19 protein-coding genes are annotated in these 24,222 nt (G+C 36.1%); 11 read left to right on the top strand and 8 right to left on the bottom strand.

Translation table 11 applies throughout. The features are described from left to right. Positions 1–3 precede the first annotated feature (3 nt). The 3 genes from IPJ53_06215 to IPJ53_06225 are packed head-to-tail and all read right to left on the bottom strand — an operon-like array spanning position 4 to position 3,662. Positions 4–747, bottom strand: coding sequence for a hypothetical protein (locus IPJ53_06215; protein MBK7798684.1), 744 nt, complete (start codon positions 745–747; stop codon positions 4–6). A 9-nt stretch (positions 748–756) separates the two neighbouring features. Next, complete coding sequence (locus IPJ53_06220) at positions 757–1,941, bottom strand: hypothetical protein (GenBank protein ID MBK7798685.1); 1,185 nt, start codon at positions 1,939–1,941, stop codon at positions 757–759. Further along, positions 1,938–3,662: a hypothetical protein gene (locus tag IPJ53_06225; protein MBK7798686.1), complete on the bottom strand. Its 1,725-nt coding sequence runs from the start codon at positions 3,660–3,662 to the stop codon at positions 1,938–1,940. Before IPJ53_06225 ends, IPJ53_06220 begins: the two co-directional genes overlap by 4 nt. A 121-nt stretch (positions 3,663–3,783) precedes the next feature. Here IPJ53_06225 and IPJ53_06230 point away from each other — a divergent pair, with 121 nt between their 5' ends. The 4 genes from IPJ53_06230 to IPJ53_06245 all read left to right on the top strand — a co-directional run bounded on the left by IPJ53_06230 (position 3,784) and on the right by IPJ53_06245 (position 11,200). Next, the gene (locus IPJ53_06230) at positions 3,784–5,007 is read left to right on the top strand and encodes a hypothetical protein (GenBank protein ID MBK7798687.1); all 1,224 of its coding nucleotides are present in this window, start codon (positions 3,784–3,786) and stop codon (positions 5,005–5,007) included. A 46-nt stretch (positions 5,008–5,053) separates the two neighbouring features. Continuing rightward, a complete protein-coding gene (locus IPJ53_06235; protein MBK7798688.1) occupies positions 5,054–5,653 on the top strand; it encodes a hypothetical protein in 600 nt (199 codons plus the stop codon). A gap of 1 nt (position 5,654) precedes the next feature. Further along, positions 5,655–8,294 (top strand): valine--tRNA ligase, encoded by a 2,640-nt coding sequence (locus IPJ53_06240; GenBank protein ID MBK7798689.1) that lies wholly within the window; start codon positions 5,655–5,657, stop codon positions 8,292–8,294. A gap of 311 nt (positions 8,295–8,605) precedes the next feature. Next, positions 8,606–11,200: a fibronectin type III domain-containing protein gene (locus IPJ53_06245; GenBank protein MBK7798690.1), complete on the top strand. Its 2,595-nt coding sequence runs from the start codon at positions 8,606–8,608 to the stop codon at positions 11,198–11,200. Positions 11,201–11,281: 81 nt separating this feature from the next. On the opposite strand, the gene IPJ53_06250 is transcribed toward IPJ53_06245, so the two are convergent. Both IPJ53_06250 and IPJ53_06255 read right to left on the bottom strand, forming a co-directional pair. Further along, on the bottom strand, positions 11,282–11,938 hold the full coding sequence (locus IPJ53_06250; protein ID MBK7798691.1) for a hypothetical protein: 657 nt from the start codon (positions 11,936–11,938) through the stop codon (positions 11,282–11,284). A gap of 133 nt (positions 11,939–12,071) precedes the next feature. Next, the gene (locus IPJ53_06255; protein ID MBK7798692.1) at positions 12,072–13,493 is read right to left on the bottom strand and encodes a polysaccharide biosynthesis C-terminal domain-containing protein; all 1,422 of its coding nucleotides are present in this window, start codon (positions 13,491–13,493) and stop codon (positions 12,072–12,074) included. Positions 13,494–13,629: 136 nt separating this feature from the next. Here IPJ53_06255 and rffA point away from each other — a divergent pair, with 136 nt between their 5' ends. Next, the gene (gene rffA, locus IPJ53_06260; GenBank protein MBK7798693.1) at positions 13,630–14,775 is read left to right on the top strand and encodes a dTDP-4-amino-4,6-dideoxygalactose transaminase; all 1,146 of its coding nucleotides are present in this window, start codon (positions 13,630–13,632) and stop codon (positions 14,773–14,775) included. A 70-nt stretch (positions 14,776–14,845) separates the two neighbouring features. Here rffA and IPJ53_06265 read toward each other — a convergent pair whose 3' ends face one another. The 3 genes from IPJ53_06265 to IPJ53_06275 all read right to left on the bottom strand — a co-directional run bounded on the left by IPJ53_06265 (position 14,846) and on the right by IPJ53_06275 (position 17,372). Further along, complete coding sequence (locus IPJ53_06265) at positions 14,846–16,114, bottom strand: metal ABC transporter permease (protein ID MBK7798694.1); 1,269 nt, start codon at positions 16,112–16,114, stop codon at positions 14,846–14,848. A gap of 135 nt (positions 16,115–16,249) precedes the next feature. Then, entirely contained in the window at positions 16,250–16,750 is a 501-nt protein-coding gene (locus IPJ53_06270; GenBank protein MBK7798695.1) for a hypothetical protein, read from the bottom strand. A gap of 4 nt (positions 16,751–16,754) precedes the next feature. Beyond that, positions 16,755–17,372, bottom strand: a complete 618-nt coding sequence (locus IPJ53_06275; protein ID MBK7798696.1) for a PorT family protein — start codon at positions 17,370–17,372, stop codon at positions 16,755–16,757. Positions 17,373–18,096: 724 nt separating this feature from the next. Between IPJ53_06275 and IPJ53_06280 the strand changes: the two genes are divergently transcribed. The 6 genes from IPJ53_06280 to IPJ53_06305 all read left to right on the top strand — a co-directional run bounded on the left by IPJ53_06280 (position 18,097) and on the right by IPJ53_06305 (position 24,218). After that, the gene (locus IPJ53_06280; GenBank protein ID MBK7798697.1) at positions 18,097–18,369 is read left to right on the top strand and encodes a hypothetical protein; all 273 of its coding nucleotides are present in this window, start codon (positions 18,097–18,099) and stop codon (positions 18,367–18,369) included. Between the two features lie 18 nt (positions 18,370–18,387). After that, entirely contained in the window at positions 18,388–19,155 is a 768-nt protein-coding gene (locus IPJ53_06285; protein MBK7798698.1) for an MBL fold metallo-hydrolase, read from the top strand. Further along, positions 19,152–21,146: a thioredoxin domain-containing protein gene (locus IPJ53_06290; GenBank protein ID MBK7798699.1), complete on the top strand. Its 1,995-nt coding sequence runs from the start codon at positions 19,152–19,154 to the stop codon at positions 21,144–21,146. Before IPJ53_06285 ends, IPJ53_06290 begins: the two co-directional genes overlap by 4 nt. Beyond that, the gene (locus IPJ53_06295) at positions 21,143–22,096 is read left to right on the top strand and encodes a type IX secretion system membrane protein PorP/SprF (protein MBK7798700.1); all 954 of its coding nucleotides are present in this window, start codon (positions 21,143–21,145) and stop codon (positions 22,094–22,096) included. The genes IPJ53_06290 and IPJ53_06295 overlap by 4 nt, the downstream gene beginning before the upstream one ends. Positions 22,097–22,325: 229 nt before the next feature. After that, on the top strand, positions 22,326–23,564 hold the full coding sequence (locus IPJ53_06300) for an SUMF1/EgtB/PvdO family nonheme iron enzyme (GenBank protein ID MBK7798701.1): 1,239 nt from the start codon (positions 22,326–22,328) through the stop codon (positions 23,562–23,564). Between the two features lie 63 nt (positions 23,565–23,627). Next, positions 23,628–24,218, top strand: a complete 591-nt coding sequence (locus tag IPJ53_06305; GenBank protein ID MBK7798702.1) for a gliding motility protein GldL — start codon at positions 23,628–23,630, stop codon at positions 24,216–24,218. Positions 24,219–24,222 lie beyond the last annotated feature (4 nt).

The raw sequence follows: 24,222 nt of genomic DNA on the forward strand, positions 1-24,222 counted from the left end.
TATTTAAAAGTCATCTCTCCCTTCCAACTTTCGGTTATAAATGGCTAATCTAATCCCTGGAACTTTTCTTAATAATATGAGCATTTCATAACTTTCAATCAATTTAGTGTCGTAAGTAAATAGGAAGAAGTTCATATATTCTGAAATCCTCTTTTTAGTTTTCAAACCATATGCTGCAAATTTTTGCATAAGCATTTCGCTGTTTAAGGTGGAGTCCATATCAATCTGTATTTCTGAAGTGATAAGGTTGGGATTTGTTAAGTCTTCTTTTTTAAGTATCTGAGTCCATTTTTCAGTTTTAATTAAGTCAGCCAGATCAGCTTGCAAAGTTTCTATTTCTTTTGGTAGTAAGGTGTTTGATGCAATACTTTTAAATATACTGTCAGTTGCTCCATAATAAATCAATTCAGTAGAAGGCAAATCAGGGATATTACGAAAATACGAATTCTTGTAAGATTTCCAATTCAAACTGGTTATCTTCTTGGTAAAAGTTTCTTTCTTTTCTTTATCCAGTTGACAAAAATGTACACCTGTCTTGTCTAAATTCTCCTTGCCTTCCAAAACAACCAGTCCATCTTTATACAGACTCAACCTATAAACCTGACATTTTCCAAAGCAAGGTGACTTTTTAAAACTGACTAATTTTTCTATTCGTTTGTCTGGTTGAGATATGATTCCCTGGCTAGATTTGCAAGACACTCCCAGAAGTAAGTGTAAAAGAAAAAGATATACTGGAAAATTTTTCATTTTATTGGATTATGGCATTGAAATTACCTTAAAAGTAGTATTGAATTCACCATTGACAATCTGAATCAGGTAAATTGAGGACTCTAAGTTAAAAGAATTTCTAGGAAATAATATTCTTTGATTTTCAATAAACTCTTCCTCGACGATCATTTTACCGGTAAGATCCCAAAGCCTTATTTTTGAGGACCATATCGTCATGTCTTCAGATTCTATCAACCATTGGTTGCCATGCTGAGGAAGCTGCCGGATTGATAATGCTTTTGCAATTGAACTTTGACAATTTAGATTTGCAAGATCAGTTCTGTATAATTCCAAATACTGGTGCATTCTTGTCACTTGTTCCTCTGTAAATAGTTGCATGCATGGGTCATTTACAAGGCTCATAAAATTCATAAACATACTGGATCTGTTACAGGAATATTGTGGGTAATCCGGACAGTCAAAATAATTTACTGATTGGGGTGGAGTGTCATTTATCTGATCATCCTGACTGCAGTCAGCAGGATCTGAATTTACACTCAAATGAAGCAGTCCGGCATAATGACCAAATTCGTGAATCAAGGTATAGCCAAGATGAAATGGAAAATTATTGGAATTTAGACCAAAGTACCGAGGGTCAATAATTATTCCATCAAGAATGTCTGTGGCTTGCCATGGAAAAATGGCTTCTCCAGGAGGACAATTTTTTCGAGAACCAACAAAAATATTGACATATTTTTTGGGGTCCCAAGGATCTATTCCGCCCAATAATGAAGTCATGATATTTTTTCTTCCAAATTCATTCCTGCATCCGATATCATCGATCGTTGTTTTTGTTCTGGTTATACCGTTGGTTTTTCGCCCCTTTGGATCTATTGAGGCAAGACAAAATTTGATTCCAGGTGTTTTCCCATTGTCGCGAAATTCTTTAGGTATACCAGCATTTTTACGAGGATCATAATGTTGAAATATTCTATTCAATACTTCCAGTTGAGAATAAATTCTGGAATCAGGGATGTTCTCCTCTTCATTTTGGAATACAATGTGAAAAACAATATTGAATTCTTTTATTCCCCTTTTATTAGCACTTTTAGTAATATTTTTATGGGAACTTTCAGGAACCAATGGGCTCGTTGTTCCACACCGCTGTCCAAGGAGATGGCTAAGTGAAAACCCAACTAGAAAGTACATGATGAATCCAATTTTATAATTCATTTGGTAAAACTAATTTCAAAAATTGGATCTTCATTCGCATTATTTAACGGGGCTTCCTTACTTTCTATCCCAAACGAAATATTTTGCGCTCTAATTCCCATGGCTAAAAAAAGTTTACTGATGGTTGAGGTTCTTAGAATATTAATTTCTTTTGATTCAAGTTTTGTTTTTTTTCCCTTTAATGAAGTATAAATATGAATAATCAAATCTTGTTCTTGCTTTAATGCTTCAATTACTTCCAGTAATATTTCCGAACCGGATTGACTTAATGCAATACTTTTTATATCAAATAAAGCTTCATGAGGAAACGAAATTTGAATTAGGTCTTTTCCTGGACTTATGTTTAATCTGGTATTGGAGTGGGTTTTTCCCAGTTCGTTAAATTTCTTGATGGTGATTGCACTGAAGCTGATTGACGGTTTTAGATTTGCATTGGGATTTTTAGGTATATCTGTATTGTTTTGTCTTACTTCATTTTCTTTAACCAAATTCATTTGCTTTGAATTTATTTTATTCAATGAATCTCTTGTATTGAGATTGTTGATTTTGATATTAAGAATTTGAATTTCATTTTGTTTTGTTTTGATTTTATTCTCCGATGTTTCTAACTTATTTTCTAATCTATTTTTTGCTTTTTCAGCAGAGTCTTTATATGTGTTGTGTATATTTTGAACAGAATCAACAGCCCGTTTTAATTTTGTGGAATAATTATTAAACGAAACTTTATTTAGTGAATCAATTGATTTGGTGATCAAATACTCATGTTGAAAAATTATTTTTTGATTTAAAATTTCAATTTGTTTTTCTAATAGTACACTCTCTTGCCTAAGTTTATTTAATTTATCTGCGTTTGCGTTTATTTGATTTTTAAGATCTTGATTTTCGTTTAAAAATCTATTGCTGGATTCTACATGTTCTTCTAATTTCTTTTTTAATATTATATTTTCATCCACAGCAATATTGGCTGCATTTAGTTTTGAATTTAAGTAATCAAGATTTGTTTCCAGACTATTTATTCTTTCATTTTTAGATTTAAGTTCCATTTCAAGCTGATCAATTTCGTTATTTCTTTTACTCAAAGAGATTTGCTTTTTAATTGAATCCAAATCTTCTAATATTTTTTCCTTTTCTGTCTCTAATTCTGAATTTTTTAATTTTAAAGTGCCTAAATCTTCTTGACATAAGGCTAGATCAGCTTCTGCTTTTCCATTTTTTATGTTTTCATCAATTTGATCCCGGAGATTTTCAATTTCAACATTCAGACCTATTATACTTTTATTTTTTAAATTAAGTTCATTATTAAGCTCATTAATTGTAAGGATGGCATTATTTTGCTTTTCGGAAATCACCGTTTTTTGAAGACTCATTTGGGTTAGTTCTTCATTTAATTTTTTATTTTCTAATTCTAGGTTGTTGATTATTTTACTTGAAGGTTCAGATGTTTTTGGATTTTGGTTTATTTTTAGCTCAACATCCTTGATGTCAGTAGAATCTTTTTTAGATTGGAGGTAGAGAGCAGAAAGGACATCCTCAGTTTTTCTTAATTGGATTTTAGTGTTTTTTAAATCTTCCTCAAGTTGAACATTTAATAGGGAGACAGATTCTAATTGTCTTATTTCTTCTCGAAGTCTTGTGTTGTCGGCTTCACTTCTTTCTAGAATTCTGCTTGTCTTACATCCTAAAGAAATGAAGAACAGAAGTAAGGCGAAATACTTTGACATGTTTAGGTAATTCACGAATCTTGACATAACTTGGTGTAAAATTAAGCCTTTTGTAACAATTTGCCTTTTTATGGGTTGATGTATGTTTGTATCTTAACAATTTAATAGTTGGTTTAAATCCATGATAAAACTAAAAAATTCTCAACTTCAGTTTAAGGTGGCATCGAATTTTGACCAATTTGAAGGAGATTGGCATTTGGGGGAGGCTTTACCATTCTTTTTCAGACCTGGATATTTAAATGCTTTAAGCTCTGCAGCTCCCAATGGAATATCTTTTTTATATGGTATAGTTTACCGTGGCGATCAAAAGGTTGCTTTGTTTTGTTTTCAAACTTTTTTCTTCGATGCAGAACAGCGGTTAAAGTTACATACTCATAGTGACCGTCCTGTATCGTATATGGATAAAATTGCTGTGGCGGTTAAGAAATTTGTCGCAAGGAAAGTGAGTATGAAAGTTGTTGTTGCAGGCACACTAATGGCGCCTGGCCCCTATGGTTTCTTATTTTGGGAAGGGTTAAGCAGTGCGGATCGGCAACAAATTATCCAACAGATTGCCGCTTATTTTCTTAAAGCTGCCGAAGATGCATACGGTGTAAGTATGTTTATTGTTAAGGATTTGCCTCAGCTTGACAGGCTCAAGGGACTATGCGCCTACACTTTTCCTTCATTTTATGAATTCACCATCCAACCAACCATGGTACTTAAGCTCCGCTCGGATTGGAATTCATTAGATGATTACATGAACTCCTTACAAAGTAAGTACAGAGTCAAGACAAGAAAAGTGTTGAAGCTGGGGGAGGGATTGGAAGAGGTGGCCATGGATAGTTTCAATTTTCAACCCTACAAATCCATTGTGTTTGAATTATACCAACAAGTTTCTATTGCTGCGGGATTTAATCTGATTGAACTTCATCCAGATTATTTTCAAACTTTGCTTGAGCACTGTTCAGATAATTTTGGACTCAAAATTATTTTCTATCAGTCAAAACCCATTGCTTTTTATAGTTATATTATAGATGGGGAGGTTTTTCAAGCACATTTTATAGGCTATGAGAGGTCTTACAATAATAATTTGGAATTATATCATAATATCTTGTTGAGGTTATTGCAAACAGCCATCAACGTAAAGGCAAAGGAAATTAATTTTGCCCGAACGGCGTTGGAGATAAAGAGTTCAGTTGGGGCTGAGCCTCATGATTTGTTTTGTTACATTGCACATAAGTCCAAGATAATCAACAGTGTAGTTCCACATATTTTAGAGTTTTTAAAGCCAAAAGACGATTGGATTCAAAGAAGACCGTTTAAGGATTCAAATCTTGTCGTTAATCCCTTGTTAAAAAGTTAAAAGCGGTCTAAAGGCAAATTTTAGACTGTTAACTTTGTCATTAGCCATGAATTTAAGAATAATCTTTGCTGCAATCTTTATCACCCTATCAACGGTCTTTAACCTAACCGCCCAGGATGAACCACCTTTGTTATCGGGTATCAAGGGTAATTTTTTCATTTTAAATGAGGGCAGGGATTCAATGGAATTTGCGGGTTTAAAGGATTCACAAAGTCAACTTATATTTTGTTTGTTTCATGCGGAGGAAGATCCAATTGGCCTGGACCCTGGATTAAGTACAGATGGAAGGTGGAGAGCGCTTAATTTGCTAAAGATTCTCAAAAATATTGAATTAAAGGCATTTTTTACCACCCCTTTTCGAAACAACATTCTTACCCTCCAACCTTTAACAGATTTTAAAAGGACACAGCCGGTGTATTACGATCAGGCTGATTTAAAGAGTCTATTCAACCAAATAGACAATGTCAATCCCGGAAATTTAGTAATGATGATTCACCACGCTACATTTCCTACAATATTTAAGAATTTCATGGGGGAAGATTTATTGGAGGACATTAGTTTGGAACCAGCCAATAGAATTTTCATCATTTATAGAGAACCAAAATCAAAACCAACATTTTTTACCTTTAGGTACAACATCAGGTAATATGGAATTAGAAAGTAGATATTCTCCAAAAGAAGTAGAAGACAAGTGGTATTCCTATTGGGAGTCACGTAAATACTTTAAATCTGTTCCGGATGATCGGAAGGCTTTTAGCATTGTGATTCCTCCGCCGAACATTACAGGTGTTCTGCACATGGGACATATGCTCAACAATACGGTGCAGGATATTCTTATCAGGAGGGCCAGGCTTTTAGGAATGAATGCTTGCTGGGTGCCTGGCACTGACCACGCCTCAATAGCAACTGAAGCAAAGGTTGTCCAAATGCTCAGAGAAAAGGGTATTAAAAAGTCAGATTTAAGCAGGGAAGATTTTCTAAAGTACGCATTTGATTGGAAAGACAAATATGGAGGAATTATTCTTCAACAACTCAGAAAGTTAGGGGCTTCCTGCGATTGGGACAGGACTGCCTTTACAATGGATCAGGTAAGATCAGATGCTGTTATTAAAGTTTTTGTCGACTTGTACAGAAAGGGCAAGTTATATCGTGGAAACAGAATGATCAATTGGGACCCTGAGGCAAAAACTGTTTTGTCCACAGAAGAGGTTTTGTATAAAGAAGAATCTGCACAGCTTTTTCACATCAAATACATTCAAGAGGATAATCCTGAAAATTATATAGTGATTGCAACTCAACGACCTGAGACAATTATGGCAGATAGTGCAGTTGCAGTTCATCCTGAAGATGAGAGGTATCAAAACTTTCATGGGAAAAGAGTTATTATTCCAATTATTAATCGGGTTATACCGGTGATTACTGATGAATACGTTGACCGTGATTTTGGAACCGGAGCCTTAAAGATTACGCCAGCCCATGACCAAAATGATTATGAATTAGGGATTAAGCACAAACTGGATATAATAAATATTCTTAATGAAGACGGTAGTTTGAATGAAAACGCCGAAATTTTGGTTGGGGAAGATCGTTTTGTTGCGAGAAAAAAAATTAAAAAATTGCTTGAAGAGCATGAAGTATTGTTAAAAGTTCAGGATTATCAAACAAATATTGGTCGTTCCGAAAGGACCAATGCTGTTGTAGAACCGAGACTGAGCTTACAATGGTACGTAAACATGAAAGCACTTGCAGCACCTGCAATAAAAGCAGTCCAGGATCATGAGGTTGAATTCTTACCTGACCACATGCGAAATACCTATAATCATTGGATGGAGAACATCAAGGATTGGTGTATTTCCCGACAACTTTGGTGGGGGCATCAAATTCCCGCATATTATTATCTTGATGAAGTTATAGTTGCTGAATCTTTAGAGGAAGCAGTTTCCATTGCCAGAATTCAATTTAACAATCCATCCATTGATTCATCTGATCTCAAGCAGGACGAAGATGTACTTGATACCTGGTTTTCTTCATGGCTGTGGCCCATTTCAGTTTTTGATGGCTTCCATAATAAAAAGGAATTAGATTATTATTATCCCACTGCGGTGTTAGTTACAGGTTGGGATATTATTTTCCTGTGGGTTGCCAGAATGATTATGGCGGGCTATGAATGGAAAAATGAAAAACCATTTGAGAAAGTTTATTTCACGGGCATGGTACGTGATAAGCAAAGAAGAAAGATGTCCAAATCTTTGGGCAATTCTCCGGATGCACTGGCACTTATTGAAGAGTATGGTGCTGATGGTGTGAGATTCGGAATGTTGGCTTGTGCTCCTGCCGGAGGAGATTTATTGTTTGATGAAAAATTATGTGAACAAGGAAGAAACTTTGCAAATAAAATTTGGAATGCATTGCGTTTAGTGAAGGGATGGCAAGCACAAAGTGGAATAAAAAATCAACAAGGGGATGAGTTGGCAATAATTTGGATGGAGAGTCGCTTGCAGGAAATGATGAAAGAGACTCATCAGCAAATGGAAGACTTTAGACTTTCAGAGGCACTAAAAAATCTTTACTCATTTATTTGGGAAGATTTTTGTGGGTTTTATTTGGAGGCTGTGAAGCCAAAAAATGGACAAGAAATTTCTCACTATAGTTATGAAAAAACGTTGTCCTTTTTTGAGCAAATTTGCATCTTGTTGCACCCTTTTATGCCTTTTATTACGGAGGAAATTTGGCATTTGTTGAGAATCAGGGAAAAGGGGAAAGACTGTATAAACTCGAAATATCCTACACAGCATAGTTTTGATGTAAGTTTGTTGCATTCAATATCTGAACTCAGAGGTGTTGTTACCCAGATTCGGGAGTTGAGAAATAAACACCAATTAAAGATGAGTTTACCATTACCATTGGCTGTTTTGAAATCAGATATTCCCGGATTATTTCAAATGGAAGGTGCCGGCGATTTGTTAATGAAGTTGGCCAATGTTTCTGAATTTAAGGAAGTTGATAATGGACTTGATTCCGGTCAGTCTTTCATGGGTATGAGACATAAATATTACCTTGATCTGCCCGTACATCAAAATATTGAAGAAGAGGCAGAGAAACTCACAAAAGAAATTGAATACTCTAAAGGTTTTATTGAGGCAACTCAAAAAAAACTTGAAAATGTACGTTTCGTAGAAAGTGCTCCCAAGGAACTGGTAGACAAAGAAAGAAAAAAATTAGAAGATGGTCTTACAAGACTAGCTGCATTGGAGGAAAGTTTATCTCTATTGGTAGGAAAACAATAAACAATCAGACATTTATAAATGCAAACAATCATACTATGATGTAGAAATGATTTTGTTGCAGGCAGGTAAAATAAATTTTCAGATTGACTGGTTAATTAATTGTTGAATGCATTGTTTGCAATATATTATTTTGATTTTTAATAAAGCAGGCTTTGTATTTCGGTGAAAACCCTTAATTTTGAAAAATCAGGGTTTACCCTTAGTTTTAGTCTGGTTTGAGTTTTGTATCTTTGTTCTGTCAAACATCTCCTGTGGCATTTCTTAGTTTCGGTTACCTCCGGAATTATTTCATTAAATTATAAATTTTATATATGCGATCCATCAAAAACCTATCGCTGCTAAGCGTTTGTATGTTCTTTTTCATAAGTTCGTTTGCCCAAGGAACGGACCATGTTTTTGTATCTGTCGTTCGTGCAGGTAAATCAGGTATTATCTCACAAAATGTACAAAGTGCTAAAGATGCTTCAGTACATTTTCAGAAATTTGAACATGCTTTAATCACAGAAGACAAATTTGAATCACTAGCGAAGTACAATTTGCGCAAAGCTAACTTCTTGTCAATTAACACTCAAAGTTTGGAGGCTATTCGGTTATCTAGGCCTGAAGCAATTCAAATATCCATTCCATCAGACGCTGGTCCTGCTTTAACAATGGATCTCATCAGAGTAGATCTATTGTCTGAAGGATTTAAGGTCAGTACCTCAGATGGAACCAATGAAGAATATGTTCCGGGTGTTTTCTATCAAGGTGTTATTAGAGGTTCTGAGGAAAATTCATTGGTTGCATTAAGTTTTTTTGATCAGGAAATAATTGGTATGTTTTCTATTGATCAGGACAACTTCGTCCTCCAACCCTCCAAAGATTTTCCTGGGAAGTTGATTTTGTACAATGACAAAGACCTTATTAAATATTCTGAAATGGAATGCCTTACAGACCATTTGGAATCAGTAGTGAGAGATCCAACTCCGTCTACAGAAATGGCAGCTGGAGACTGCATTCGTGTTTACATTGAATGTGATTATGCATTACAGCAAAACAAGGGAGGGGTAACCAATACGGTCAACTGGATTACATCTGTTTATAACAATGTTAAAACTCTGTACACAAATGAGAGCATCAATACAACTGTTTCTGAAGTTTTCGTTTGGACAACTCAAGATTCTTATAGCAAAACAAATTCAGTAACTGCTTTAAATCAATTCAAAACTGCAAGGCCGACCTTTAATGGAGATCTTGCGCACCTTGCTGCCCTCGGTGGTCAAAATATAGGTGGTGTTGCATGGGTGGATGCCTTGTGCACCTCTTACAAATATGCATACAGTAATATTTCTTCTACTTATTCGGATGTTCCAACCTATTCCTGGACAGTTGAGGTTATGACCCATGAAATGGGACATAACATAGGTTCCAATCATACTCAATGGTGTGGATGGACCGGAGGAGCAATTGACAATTGCTACACCACAGAAGGAGGGTGTCCTCCTGGGCCAGCCCCAACAAATGGTGGCACTATTATGAGTTATTGTCATTTGACTTCATACGGAATAAACTTTAACAATGGTTTTGGTCCTCTACCAGGTGACAAAATCAGATCCAGAGTGGCTGCTGTTACTTGTTTGGGAACAAGTTGTAGTGGAGGATCTTGCAATGTGCCTACTGGCCTGCAAATCAGTAACATTACCACAAATTCAGCCACCGCTTCATGGAATGCAGTTTCAGGTGCGAATTCATACACATTTGAATATAAAATTTCCACTTCCGGAACTTGGACTGTAGCTACTGTTACAACCACGTCTTACAACATGACGGGTCTAAGTGCAAACTCTACTTACAACACACGTGTAAAAACGAATTGTACCTCCGGCTCAAGCGCCTATTCTGCTCAGGTTAATTTTACGACCTCGTCAGGAGGCTCATGCGGTACTCCAACCAATTTGTCGGTTAGTAATATTACTACAACAACAGCCACTGTATCCTGGACTGCAGTTGCCGGAGCCAGTTCTTATAACTTTCAGTACAAACTTAATACTTCCGGGCAATGGAACCAGGTTAATGTGACAACTACTTCTGTGAACATGACCGGTATGAGTCCTGCTACAAAATATGACGTACGAGTTCAGGCAAAGTGTGGAGCGACTTTGGGTGCTTTTACGAATGTGGTAAGCTTTACGACACTTGCCAATGGCTACTGTGTTTCAAAAGGGAATAATGCCAGCTATGAATGGGTTAAAAGGGTAAAACTTGGAACAATAGACAGGACATCCGGAAATGATGGTGGTTATTACAATGGTACCGGATTGACTACAGATGTAAACAAAGGCACAACTTATACTCTGAACTATCAGGCTGGTTCAACTGGAGGATCAGGAACTTTGTATTGGAAGGTCTGGATAGATTTTAATAAAAACAACTCTTTTACTGACCCTGGAGAGGAGGTTGTATCACAAGCTACTTCCAGCTTAACATTATTAGCTAAAAATTTCACTGTTCCATCAGGTGCTGCGACAGGTTCTACTCGAATGAGAGTATCATTAAAATATGCCGGATATGCAACATCTTGTCAAACATTTGCATATGGCGAAGTGGAAGATTACAGCATAAATATTAAAGCTGCCGGTACATTAATCTCAGGAGAAAATGAACTGAAGTCTGAATCACCATTCCAGGTATATCCGAACCCTTTTACGGATGATTTGAATGTTGATTTCTTTGCACCCGAGGATGGAAAATATTCTTGTAAATTAGTTGATCTATTAGGCAGAGTAATCATCAACCATCCGGTGAATGCAATCAAAGGAACAAACAGTGTTTCATTGTCTGTAGAGGGACTTCAACCTGCAGCATACCTAATTATTTTAACAGACGGTAAAACAACTAAGCAAAAGAAAGTTTTCAGAATAGATTAATAGGGTTTGGTTTTAGAAATGATTTTGATTGTAAAAATGTCCGCTTGTATTCAGGCGGACATTTTTATTTTCATCTAAATCTTATGGCTCAAATATTGTCTTGCATTTACAATCCGGGTGGTCAAACAGAATCATTTTAATATTCGGGTCACTGTAGTGGGTTATTGGTTTTTTGGTGGTCAATCCTACTATGAATAGAATTACCCCTGTGATTAATACTGGAATTGCTATTAGATTTAAACAACCAGCGTTCGCTGTTTCCGCCAATCCACCATCGTTCTGGGCGGAGGCACCGATAAAAACCAAACCACTTAAAATGGTCAGAATGATGCCGGCAATCCCTAAGCCGTTTAGCTTATTTTTTGAAATTTTCTCTGTTTGTGTAGGATTTACTTTTCCAAGACCCTTGAATTCCTTTTGCGGTATAGTGTATTGGTAACCTTCACTTGAGGTAATCGAGATCTCATTTGAATGAAGAGAATTCAATTTAAATGGGTTTTGCAATTGTGCTTTAGGGATGGGGCTTTTGCGGGCATCCCTGAATGTGATCCATACCTGATCATTCTTATAAAATCTCTGGATACTGGAATCCTTGAAAATGCACTCCAGCAATAATGGGGGATTTGTTTCTTGGGCATTAATAAAGAACAAATTGAAACACAGCATCCATATAAATGCTACGAATTTTCTACTTGCATAAGAAGCAAATAGAATGGAAATGTCATACACAAAATGCATAATAGTGGTGTCTTTAAGTTAAATAATAAATATAGTGCTGAATCTTTGTAAGATTCCAATTCAAAAATAATTCAAAAATTTAATTTCTCTATTATTTTCATAAATATTTTTTATCTTACATTATACTTAATTGTCAGGAAAGGAATTTAGCTATTATCCGATGAGCAAAATCTCTTAGTTCCCATGAAAGATTAAATTGCCAAATTCCCCAAGTAAAAAGAATGCTGATAGAAATACTTTTTGCCAAAATTGAAAAATAGGCTGACATGTGCCAATCAATTACAGAAACAAAAATGGTTATTATAAGGCCAAAAAGAATGATTTTCAACCATTGAAGATCAAAAGGATTTAATTTCAAAAAATGAATGATCATGATGGATTTTGAAATGTTATAAATTGACACAGAGATTAGAGTACCCATCGCTGCACCTAAAATTCCAAATGTTGGTATGAAGAAGAAATTGAAACCTATGTTCATTGTTGCTAAAATGATCAGTAAAATAGTTTCTAACCTATAATGTTTCGAATAGTTAAAAATATGATGATTGATACCCGTGGAAGCATCTACCACTCTTGCCAAAAGTAACAGGCCAACGCAATACTTAATTCCCTGCATTTTTTGCGGATTGGGCATGATGCTGGTAAGATCATCCATGCAAGCCCATAAGCACACCCCAAGCCACAATGTTGGAATGAGCATGTTAATAACCGACTTTTTATAATATTGTTTGAGCACCGAATGATCATCTGCTTTAGAAGCTTCAGAAATAAATGGATTGAGAATTTCGGTTAATGATAATGCAGGAATGTATACTGCATTGCAAATAAAGGATGCCAGAACAAATTTGCCCGTTTCTTCCGCATTTAAGAAACTCGAAATCATTAGTGTGTCAATTCTTAAAGCAAGAACCGCGCTGACACCTCCTATAATATTGAATACAGCAAAGTTGAACATTTCCCGTCTAAGCGGGGTTTTGAAGATTTCTAAGTTAAATGAAAAGAATCCAGAATTTTGTTTTCTCAATTTAAAAAAAATAAATAAAGTAATTCCAAAGTAGTAGACCAATATACACAAAATAAACTGTGAAACAGTCAAGTATTCTTTTATACAAAGTATGAAAATAAGAGGTAATATTATTTTCATCAGATTCTGAAGTAATGCAGGGATTGCAATCTGTTTTTTATTCACAGAACAAATTCCCATCAGATCAAACAATACATAAAGAAGAGTTAAGGGTAATAGAAAAGTGGCATATTTGGCAATCGTGCCTGTTGGGTCTACAACCTGACTGATGTACCAAGGTTTTATAATAAGGAATAGTAAAACAAAAATCATCATTCCGAGCATATAGCCACCTAATATGAAATAGAAAAAGCCGGATTTTTGATCTCTTGTTTGGTTGAAAAAAGGCGAATATCTGATTAGCACTGCCCCAAATCCTAAAGTAATGAACGGTGTAAATAAAGAAGCTGTATTTGTGAGAAATCCGTAAAGCCCATACAATTCAAGATTTTTTGGGTAGATAAAAAGAGTACTAAAAATTCCAATTGCCACACCAAAATAACTGATGAGGGCGAAAAAAAAACCTTGTTTTCGGATGACTGAATGGCTCACAAAGACAAAGAAAGAAATAATTCCCTATTTAAAACAGACTCAGCATCAAAATCAGTTACTTTGCAAAAACTATTTTATGATTTATCATGACTTGGAAAGTATTTCATTGAGTAAACCATATCGTGCCTCTAATGAATTAACTTATCTAAAAGAGTCATTGGATTCTGGACATGTTTCCTCATTGGGCGTATTTTCTCAAAAGTGCGAATCCTGGTTTGAACAACACTTGAGTTGCAGCAGAGCTTTAATGACTCATTCCTGCACTGCAGCTTTGGAAATGGTTGCGCTTTTGATCGAAACACAACCTGGGGATGAAATCATTCTCCCATCGTTTACTTTTGTTTCAACTGCAAATGCATTTGCTTTGAGAGGTGCAAGCCTAAAGTTTGCAGACAGTTTACCTAACCATCCAAACGTTGATCCTGCGTCAATCATATCTCTTATATCTTCCAGGACAAAAGCAATTGTTGTAGTTCATTATGCGGGCATGGCAATTGATATGGATTCCTTATTGGTTATTTGTAGAGAAAAGAATATTTTTCTAATCGAAGATGCTGCACAAGGGATGCATTCTCACTACAAAAATAAGCCTGTTGGAACGATTGGTGATTTTGCAACATTTTCATTTCATGAAACAAAACCAATTTCCTGTGGAGAAGGAGGTATGCTCATCATTAATAGACCCGAGTATATTCCTTTGGCTGAAAAGATCCTTGAAAAAGGTACCAATAAAATTGAGTTCAAAAGAGGAGGGGTGCAATCTTATGAATGGAATTGTTTGGGTTCGTCTTTTGCTGCATCTCAACTTCAAGCAGCTGTACTATTAGCACAATTGGAAGAAGTAGACATGATATTTGAAATTCGAAAAAGTAAATGGCAGATTTATGACCGTGAACTAAAAATAGAAAATTTTTCATTTCGGCTTCCTCAATCATTTGATTTCTCAAGCTACAACACTTCAGTTTTTTACCTTGAAATTCTCAAACCCTCCCTCAGAAATATCTTGATCCGAAAATTCAATGAAAAAGGAATACAAGCAACCTTTCACTATAAATGTCTTCATACAAGCCCATTTGGAAAGCAATGGAATAAAGAGGAATTACCAAATGCCAAATACTGGGAAGAGAATATTATTAGACTTCCCCTACATACTGATTTGTCTGACTTGGAAGTTGTAAAAATTATAGGAATTCTAAATGAATTTCTTTCAGAATCTGAATGATGGCCTATTTAATTTTTGTGTAAAGAGAAAGAATGTTCCCGCAGTCAAGCTTTATTTTTTAAAACATCAATTATCGGGGAATTGGAGAGCCGTGTGGATCTGTTTCTGGATATCCAAGTGTCCTATCTACATCATTTATTTCTTCTTCAGACAAATGATGCTCAAATCTTTCCGCCTCTTCGTGAATCTGATCGGGTTTTAATCCTAACTCTTCCACCAGAAAAGTTTCCCAGAGCCTGTGGGCACGAACCAATTGGTTTGCTTTTTGCTTGCCAATTTCCGTCAATTGTATTTTTTCTGAATCAAATTCAACTAACTTTAACTGGGCCATTTTTTTAATCCACTTGATAAGCAATGGTCGCTCATGAACCATTGCATCTTCTAATTTTTGGTAGGGGATTGGAAGGTTGTTTTCAATTCTGATTAACTGTTTAAGAATGTCTTCCACTACCACTCTCATTTGCTGTTGTCTGCGAATTCGCCATCTTATTATTAAACCTCTTTGCGGGGCAAACAGCATAACTACAACATAAATTAAAGTGGTCACTACTGCCATGGAAGGACCTGGAGGAGTATCCAAAGAAATGCTTAGCAACAGCCCGGTTAAGGCAGCAATCATGCCTAGAATGGAGGAAGTTGCCAATACTTTAGGCAGACGGTCAGAAATCAACAATGCAGCCGATGCAGGGGTTATAAGCATGGCTACCACTAATATAACTCCGACACTTCTTAAGGATGCTACCACTGATAATGAAAGCAACAACATGATCAAGTAATGAATCATGTCTTGATTGTACCCTAAGGTTGAAGCTAAATCAGCCTGAAACGTAGTGGTAAACATAGCTCGGTAAAATACAAGTATGGCGCCGGTTACCAGTACACACATACCCAAAGTCATCCAGACATCTTCATTCTGAACGGCCAGAATATTACCAAACAAAAAATCTTTAAGATCAAGATGCACTCCATCATGATGGCTTAACCAACTTATTCCAATCACTCCGATCGAAAACATGAAAGTGAAAATAATTCCGATGGCAGCATCATTTTTGATTCTAATGGACCTTTGCAGCCAGGTGATCATTAATGCAGCAGCTATTCCAGCCAGCACAGATCCTCCAAAAAAGGCCGAAGTAGAGTATCCAAAAAATACAAAGGCTACCACAATGCCCGGAAGAATAGCATGGGAAAGAGCATCGCCTATTAGTGACATATTTCGTAGGACAATAAAACTTCCCAACAAACCGCAAAGACCTCCAACTAAAACAGAAGCAATAAGGGCTCTTATACCTGATTCAAGCAGGAAAAATTGTTGTATGGGCTCTAAAATTGATTGCATATAAAGTAATTATTATGCAAATCTAAAAAATAATTTAGATCAATCTAAATTATTTTTAATTCTGAAAATAGTACCTGAGTTCCCAAAATGATGAGATGTTGGAAATTAACTAGAAACAATGAAGTGGTAACTTGCCTATTTGGTGTTGGCCTTGATGATGCTGTCGCCGAGTGGTTCAGCCCTCGGCTTTAAGAAGTTTTTAAAAAACTCAATTCCCTCAGGACTGATATTGTTTACGAATTCAATTTTTCCTCCTTTGGTCCAAACTACAGCATTACAGCCGCCGTTAAAGTAAATGTCTGCTTCATGAGTGATTTCTCCATTTTTTTGGAACATCAGGTGACCATCCGGATTGCAGGCAGTCAGAATACCTTTTTCATCCCCTATAAAAGACACTACATATTGGATTGCACTTGGATTACTGAAGCTCATACTTGCATTCACTTCTTTTTTAAGGGAAATGATGTCAATGCTGGTGCAGCTTTTATTAAGTTCAGTTAAAACAGCAGGAGAAATGGGTTCGAATTCTGCAGCGCGATTATTTCCTGGCTTGTTGGATGCTGTCTTAGAATTAGAGTCAGACTTACACGAACTTATAAACAATATAAGCCCAGCCAGAATAAGTAAATTTTTCATCGGATTAATTAAATCTATAATTCAGACCCAAAGATATAAAATAACTGATCATTTTAATTTCTTCCCCATTAATTGTATACCTGTAGAGTGGGGTAAAGGATGAAGTATATCGGCAGTTTAAAGCCAAATTGTAATTGAAATAATAATTAAACCCTAAAAGCCAGCTGAGGTCATTTTTTTCGAATTCTTCATCCCATTTATTATAACTCGAGGAACGAAACAACCTGCCAAATGACAAGCCTCCCTGAAAATGGATTCTGTAATACCGGTGTTGGTCATCTTCAATCAGCCAATCTTTGAAACCAAAAATCAAGGGGACTTCGATGTATTCGAGATTATATTTAATGGGCCTCAGGTCCCTTTTCGTATATTTAGACCCCCTTAGACTGTAGAGGAATTCAAGCTGAATCTCGCTGGTTTTGCCGACGTGAAAACCGGTAAAAAAACCACCGGTGTAAGCCAATTTATCAAACCCCAAAACACTGTCACCATCAATTTGACTAAGGTTTAAACCCAGTTTTATCCCCCCATAAAATCTTTTCTCTTTTTGCGCCAGCCCCTTATTTGTGAGACCAAATACCAACAAAAGAGTACATAAAAACCACCAAATTTTACTTGTCATCAACTGTTATTTTAAGTGCTTTTTATTAACGATCCAAACTCAAATATGCGTCTTTTAACTGAATTGAAAGTTTGCCAACAGTGTTTTATTAAAAAATAATGAAGGTTTGGCATTATATGTTATTTTTGGAAACATTTGAAGCCATTCATCAAACCTGCCATATGACCCCGAACAATGCATACAGAACTATCTGCATCATAATTCTTTTAATCGTCTCTCATTTTAGAGACTAATTGTCCAATATTATTTTCTTTCCTTTGGTCATAATTTGTGCCGGAATATATTTTATTACCTTGAGAAGGGAATACCTGCTTTTGCCTCCATCGGATCAAGAGGAATACAGGTTGACCGGAATTGGCATGAGCATTGTCGGTTTAGTGACATTAACCTTGTATTTATTTTTTAGTTGATACTCTTAGAGCATTTAGTTAGATTTACTAACAAAGTCAGTATTTGATCCCATTTTTACCTTTTTTGATAGATTTCTTCAGAATTAGCTAAGTTTAAATTTTACAAGCCTTTAAGTTGGAGAAGCCTCGGACGATTAAAGTTAAATTCTGCTGCTTGTTTCTGAGCCACAAAATAATAATACATTTTATAACATTCAGAAGCTCAAGGAGTTTTTGTAATACATTAACTTCACTCAAAGAATATTTAACATATTTATTTTTTTATCATGAATTATTCCCTTTAATTTGCAGCAGGAATTTTTGCCAACCAAGTAATGAAGTATACCAGGACTAATTTAAAGAAACTTGAAAACCTATGTCACGATTTAGGATATAAGGTTAGATACGAGCAAGGCTATTTTCAATCCGGTTACTGCAGAGTGGAGGCACAGAAAGTGCTGGTGATCAATAAATTTTTTGATGTTGAGGGGAGGATGAATTGCCTTTATGACCTTATTCCTGAACTTCCACTTGACAGCAGTACACTCAGTGAAGATTCTATGAAAAATTACCGCAACATTATCGATCTTAGAGCCGCAGAACAGTAAATAATCCTGCTTACTTAATTGAAAATTACCTTTCTCGGTACTGGCACTTCACAGGGAATCCCAATTATTTGTTGTGATTGTAAAGTGTGCAATTCAAAAGATCCTAAGGATCATAGGCTTAGAACTTCAATTTATATTCAACTTGACGACCAAAGTATTCTCATTGATATAGGCCCGGATTTTAGACAGCAAATGCTCAGGAATGGGTTTCAAAGGGTCGATGCTGTGTTGCTTACTCATCAACATGCTGACCATACAGCAGGAATTGACGACATCAGACCTATATATTTCAACCAAAGGGAAGAAATCCCTTTTTATGGAGAAAAACTGGTCCTTGATGATTTGAAGATCAGATTTGGATATATTTTCGGTGAAAATGACTATCCGGGTATTCCCGAGGTTGGGCTTCATGAAATTTTTGCCGGACAAGAATTTGCCATTGGGAATTGCAAAATTTTACCCTTGAGGATTTGGCATGGGAAACTGCCAATTGTTTCTTTTAAAATTGGCCCCCTCGCATACATTACGGATGCCAAAATTCTTGAACAGGAGGTGATTAATCAGCTATATGGGGTTGATTGTTTAGTAATCAATGCTCTAAGACACAAAGAGCATCATTCTCATTTGAATTTGGAAGAGTGTCTTGATTTAATAAAACAGATAAACCCAAAAAGGTCTTACATCATCCATTTATCTCATCAAATGGGCCTTCACAGTGAAATAGAATCAACCCTGCCAAATCAAGTTTTTTTGGCCTATGATGGATTAAGTCTCGATCTGATATGAATGAACTTCTGAAAGCTCAATCCCCCTATCTTTTGCAACATAAAGATAATCCGGTGCATTGGAAAGTTTGGTCTCCTGAAACTTTAAAGTTGGCCATCGAAACCAATAAGCCAATTTTGGTGAGTGTTGGATACTCCACTTGTCACTGGTGCCATGTCATGGCCCACGAGTCGTTTGAAGATGCAGATATTGCAGCCATCATGAATGAGTTTTTTATCTGCATCAAGGTGGATCGTGAAGAGAGACCGGATATTGACCAATACATGATGAACGCAGTACAACTACTTGGTGTCTCAGGAGGTTGGCCCTTACATGTGTTTTTGACACCTGATCTGAAGCCATTCTATGGGGGGACTTATTTTCCCCCGATCAGAAAATACGGGAGAATCTCCTGGCCAGAACTTTTAATAGCCATTCATAAAGCATTTATTCAAAAACCAAAAGAACTTGAATTGCAGGGTCAAAAGTTGGTGGAAGCGCTTTCTCCTAAATTGACAACCGAAAAAGCTGATTTTACGGAAGCCGGCAATTCTGAAAAATTGTTAGGGGATGTTGCGAAAATCTTTGGTGAAGTTATGGATAAAGAATTTGGAGGGTTTGGCTTTGGACAGAAATTTCCCAACACACAAGCTTTGGAATTTCTTTTAAAAAACCAAGGTTTGTTCGATGAATGGACAGCCATTAAACACATTCATTTATCACTTAGAAAAATGTGTTTGGGAGGCATGTTTGATCATCTTGCTGGTGGATTTTGCAGATATACAACAGACAGAGCATGGAAAATTCCTCATTTTGAAAAGATGGGTTATGACCATGCGTTGATCTTACAATTATTGGCTAAAGTGCACCAAAACTATCATGAACATGGTTATTTATTTTTTATCAAGAAGAGCTTGGATTTTTGGGAACAAGAAATGAAATCTTCTTCCGGTCTCTTTTATGCAGCAATGGATGCAGACAGTGATGGAGAAGAAGGTAAATTTTATGTTTGGACTGAATCTGAAATTCAATCTTGCCTTGGTGAAGATTACAACTTTGTTAGGCCATTACTGGAACTTGTACCAATGCATGAGGCAGATAAGCATGTATTATGTTTAAATGAAGAGACCTTGGTAATTGGAGAAAAAATTAATCTTGAAAAGCTGCTCAAAATACAAGCCGGACTTTCTACAATGAATTCTCTTCGAAACACCCGAGTAAGGCCATCAGTTGACACAAAATTAATTCTTGGGTGGAATGCATTAATAGTCAAAACATATTGCAATTTATATATTTGTTTGGTTGACAAGGAGGTTAAGTTAAAGGCCTTATCCTTAGTAGATCGCATCTGGGAGCGCTATAAAATTGGGGAAAGGGAATTAAAATTTTACCGTTATTTGGCCGGAGACCAGGGAGTGGGACTTGCCTTTTTAGAGGACCTGGCTTACTTATTGGATGCTTTATTGAGCGCTCATCAAATTAGTCTTAATGTTGTCTACCTTGAAAGAATTGAAGAAGTTTTAAAACTCCTGAATGAAGAATTTATTCATCCATCCGGTTTTTACAATATTCATTCGAAAAATCATCTTGATAGTTTAGGTCAGGGGATTGAATTATTAGACCATTCCACCCCAAATCCAAATGCAATAATTGCCTCCGTATTATGGGCAATGTACCAGATCACTGAGTTGGAGGAATATCAACAACGTGCCAAATCTATGCTGCATAAAGCTTTAATTCAGGTGGAAGGATCTTATTTCTCTTCAATGAGTTGGATTGATCTTTACCAACAAATTAATGGAAACCAAATATTGGTGAAATGCAAGAATGTGGATTCTGTGTACCTTTACCTAAAGGACCAAACTGCAACAGGATATTTGGTGTGTGAAGATAAATTATTGGCTGAGGATGAGTTACAATTTTGCAGCCAACAGATGTGTTTTCCTATAGCAAAAGGCCCCAAAGAAATTAAGGATTCATGGAATCAATTAATAACTGACATTAGAAAATGAGAATTGTAATTCATTTTGTATTTCTCGTTATAGGGAGCTTCATGAATGCTCAACAGCAAGCACCCTCTTTGGGCCATTATTTAGATCCATATCGGATGAATTTAGCCAACTGCGGTTTAAATAGCAAGTATCAGGCAAGTTTAAGTTATCGGGATCAATGGACCGGAATTCCCGGAAGGCCAGTGACTGCAATGATTAGTTTGAGTGGTCCAATAAAGCAATTGCAAGGTGCGGCTGGTTTTGCGCTCTCACATGACCAGCTAGGTCTGCACCAATCTACTCAAATGTTGGTTTCATACAACCAGGTTTTTCCAATGGAGATAATTCTCCTTTCAATTGGAGGGGGAGTTGGGTATGAATTTGGGAATTGGGGAGGAACTGCTATCAGAACCCCTGGAGGAGTCTACGATCAAAGTGGATTTGATCATAAAGATCCAAACTTAATAATTGGTTCATTGAATTCAAATGTTATATCCTTTCAACCTGCCATATATCTACAGTCGAACTGGTTTGATTGGGGTGCGGATATAAATCTTCCGGTAATTCAATTCAATCAACCTATTAATTCTTATTACAAAAAAAATTATTCACTGAGAAGTGTTTTTATAAAAGAATTTAATGTTAAAAAATTCAATTTTTACAATCATTTATTTCTTATTTCTGATCTTGTTGAACTTCAGACTGAATTGATGAGCCGTGTTGTTTATAATGGCAATGTTTTTGGTGGTATAAACTTTCGTGGCTACAAGTCAGAGTCTATAGATGCAATTGGGTTATTTTTTGGATTCAAACTCAATCAAAAAATTTGGCTCAATTATGGCATTGAATGGCCTGTAAACGAATTAGGCGACCAAATTTCTGGCCTAAATCAGGAATTTGGACTAAAATATGAATGGGATTCTGGGTACCGGGATAAACGTAAACCGATCATTTACAACCCCAGATGGTGATAAATTATTAATGAACAAATCTTTACACATATTTTTTTGTATTAGATAAAGAAATAAAATAATTTTTTAGTTTTATATAATAAGCTTAATTTTGAACTCGTTTTCCAGTTTAACTCTTGACTTAAAAATCAAGGTTGAATTAAATTTCGAAATTAAATTTGTGCAGTAACTATAACAGCTTTATATTTACGCACTTTTTTTAAAGACATAGTAGGTAAATCTGAACCAAATGAGGAATTTGAATCTCTCTCTTTTAGTTTTGTTAGCTCTTTTTATAGCTTCATGCGGAAAAAAACAGCAAGACGGACAATTAACTGGTGTTCTAGAAAGACCAAAATGGGGTGGGATAAACCCCTTTGGTATGGTGTATGTTCCTTCCGGAACCTTGACCATTGGGCAGAATGACCAGGATTTTTTCAACACCAATATCCAAAAAGCAAAAACAATTTCAATTTCGGGCTTCTATATGGACGATACCGAAATCACCAACAACGAATTTCGTCAATTTGTGTATTGGGTAAGGGATTCCTTAGCCCATACTGCATTGGGACATTTTCAGGAGAGTGAGGATGGTACATCTGAATTGATTGACTGGGAACAGGAAATTGATTGGGAAGATGAAACCTTAAAAGATATGAATTTTCAGGGAGCTGACGCTTTTAAAGGCATAGTCGAATTAGATACCCGTAAGTTTGTTTACGAATGGGAATGGAAAGACTGGCAATTGGCAGCACATGGCAAAGACCTTAAGAGAAGCAGCATCATTCATAAAGAAAAAACCAACATTTATCCAGATACCTTGTGCTGGATCAGGGATTATACCTATTCTTACAATGAGCCTTTCACCAGAAATTATTTTTCTCATCCGGCATTTGACGATTATCCTGTTGTAGGAATCAATTGGAAACAAGCCAGGGCTTTCTGCTATTGGAGAACCATGCTTTGGAATACATATAAAGGTGAAGATCAGCCAAATTCTGAAGAATTCAGATTGCCAACAGAATCAGAGTGGGAATGGGCAGCAAGAGGGGGCAAAGAGATTGCAATGTTCCCTTGGGGATCTTATTATTTAAGAAATGCCAAAGGTTGCCTTTTAGCTAATTTCAAACCTGGTAGAGGAAATTACCCCGAGGATGGTGGACAATATACTGTAAAAGCGGATGCCTATTTTCCAAATGAATACGGATTGTACAATATGTCTGGAAACGTTGCAGAATGGACAGAAAGTGCATACTACGACAATGCCTATAATTTTGTACACGATATGAATCCTGATATTAAATACGATGCTAAACCTGAGGATCCTGAAGCCTATAAGAGAAAGGTGGTTCGTGGTGGTTCATGGAAAGATATAGGTTATTACCTTCAAAATGGAACTCGTAATTGGGAATTTCAAGATACCTCTAAATCCTATGTGGGTTTCCGTACTGTACTGACTTTCCTTGGCAGGTCCGTAAATGATTTCTAGAATAAATTTGATTTTCACATTTAACAAACAATATTCTTTCACTTAATCGTAAAACTTCAAACAATGTCCTTCATCAAATCAAACACTTTCAAATACGCAAAGAATTTTTTAATCGGCGTGGGTGCGTCCGTTGTTATGATCGGTGCGCTTTTCAAAATCCTTTCCTTGGAAGGTGCTGATATTATGATCACTGTAGGTCTCGTTACTGAAGCAATTTTGTTCTTGATGCTAGGTATACTTCCTCCAGAAAAAGATTACTACTGGGAAAAATTATACCCAGGATTGGATGATTATGCTTCAAGAATTAATCCATTGACTGATGGACCAACCAAAGGTGGAGTTAGGCCATTGAATGGAGAAGCAGTTGAAAATCAATTAGGTGGAATGCTTGGTGAATTGCAAAGCATGTCTAAAAGCTTAGGTTCACTTAAAGCCCTACAGGAAGTTGATTTCAGCAAGACTGGGGATCAAATCAAAAGCATGGGTAATTTTTATTCAAAAATGAATGAAGCCATGTCTGAATTAGGAGCTTCTTTAGATGATACAAAGAAATACAAAGATCAGGTTGCAGCATTGAACAAGAACCTTACAAGTCTTAATTCTGTGTACGGTAATATTCTTGGTGCTTACAAGACCATGGGTGGAAACCAATAATCCG

It is taken from the genome of Candidatus Vicinibacter affinis, from assembly GCA_016714365.1.
Taxonomy (GTDB): Bacteria; Bacteroidota; Bacteroidia; order Chitinophagales; family Saprospiraceae; genus Vicinibacter; species Vicinibacter affinis.

Bases quoted from the DNA above. Each gene is read 5' to 3' on its own strand.
- IPJ53_06270 (MBK7798695.1), bottom strand. From the start codon at position 16,750: ATGAAAAATTTACTTATTCTGGCTGGGCTTATATTGTTTATAAGTTCG.
- IPJ53_06230 (MBK7798687.1), top strand. From the start codon at position 3,784: ATGATAAAACTAAAAAATTCTCAACTTCAGTTTAAGGTGGCATCGAAT.
- IPJ53_06235 (MBK7798688.1), top strand. From the start codon at position 5,054: ATGAATTTAAGAATAATCTTTGCTGCAATCTTTATCACCCTATCAACG.
- rffA (MBK7798693.1), top strand. From the start codon at position 13,630: ATGATTTATCATGACTTGGAAAGTATTTCATTGAGTAAACCATATCGT.
- IPJ53_06290 (MBK7798699.1), top strand. From the start codon at position 19,152: ATGAATGAACTTCTGAAAGCTCAATCCCCCTATCTTTTGCAACATAAA.
- IPJ53_06300 (MBK7798701.1), top strand. From the start codon at position 22,326: ATGAGGAATTTGAATCTCTCTCTTTTAGTTTTGTTAGCTCTTTTTATA.
- IPJ53_06305 (MBK7798702.1), top strand. From the start codon at position 23,628: ATGTCCTTCATCAAATCAAACACTTTCAAATACGCAAAGAATTTTTTA.
- IPJ53_06275 (MBK7798696.1), bottom strand. From the start codon at position 17,372: ATGACAAGTAAAATTTGGTGGTTTTTATGTACTCTTTTGTTGGTATTT.
- IPJ53_06250 (MBK7798691.1), bottom strand. From the start codon at position 11,938: ATGCATTTTGTGTATGACATTTCCATTCTATTTGCTTCTTATGCAAGT.
- IPJ53_06245 (MBK7798690.1), top strand. From the start codon at position 8,606: ATGCGATCCATCAAAAACCTATCGCTGCTAAGCGTTTGTATGTTCTTT.
- IPJ53_06295 (MBK7798700.1), top strand. From the start codon at position 21,143: ATGAGAATTGTAATTCATTTTGTATTTCTCGTTATAGGGAGCTTCATG.
- IPJ53_06265 (MBK7798694.1), bottom strand. From the start codon at position 16,114: ATGCAATCAATTTTAGAGCCCATACAACAATTTTTCCTGCTTGAATCA.
- IPJ53_06280 (MBK7798697.1), top strand. From the start codon at position 18,097: ATGAAGTATACCAGGACTAATTTAAAGAAACTTGAAAACCTATGTCAC.
- IPJ53_06215 (MBK7798684.1), bottom strand. From the start codon at position 747: ATGAAAAATTTTCCAGTATATCTTTTTCTTTTACACTTACTTCTGGGA.
- IPJ53_06220 (MBK7798685.1), bottom strand. From the start codon at position 1,941: ATGAATTATAAAATTGGATTCATCATGTACTTTCTAGTTGGGTTTTCA.
- IPJ53_06240 (MBK7798689.1), top strand. From the start codon at position 5,655: ATGGAATTAGAAAGTAGATATTCTCCAAAAGAAGTAGAAGACAAGTGG.
- IPJ53_06225 (MBK7798686.1), bottom strand. From the start codon at position 3,662: ATGTCAAAGTATTTCGCCTTACTTCTGTTCTTCATTTCTTTAGGATGT.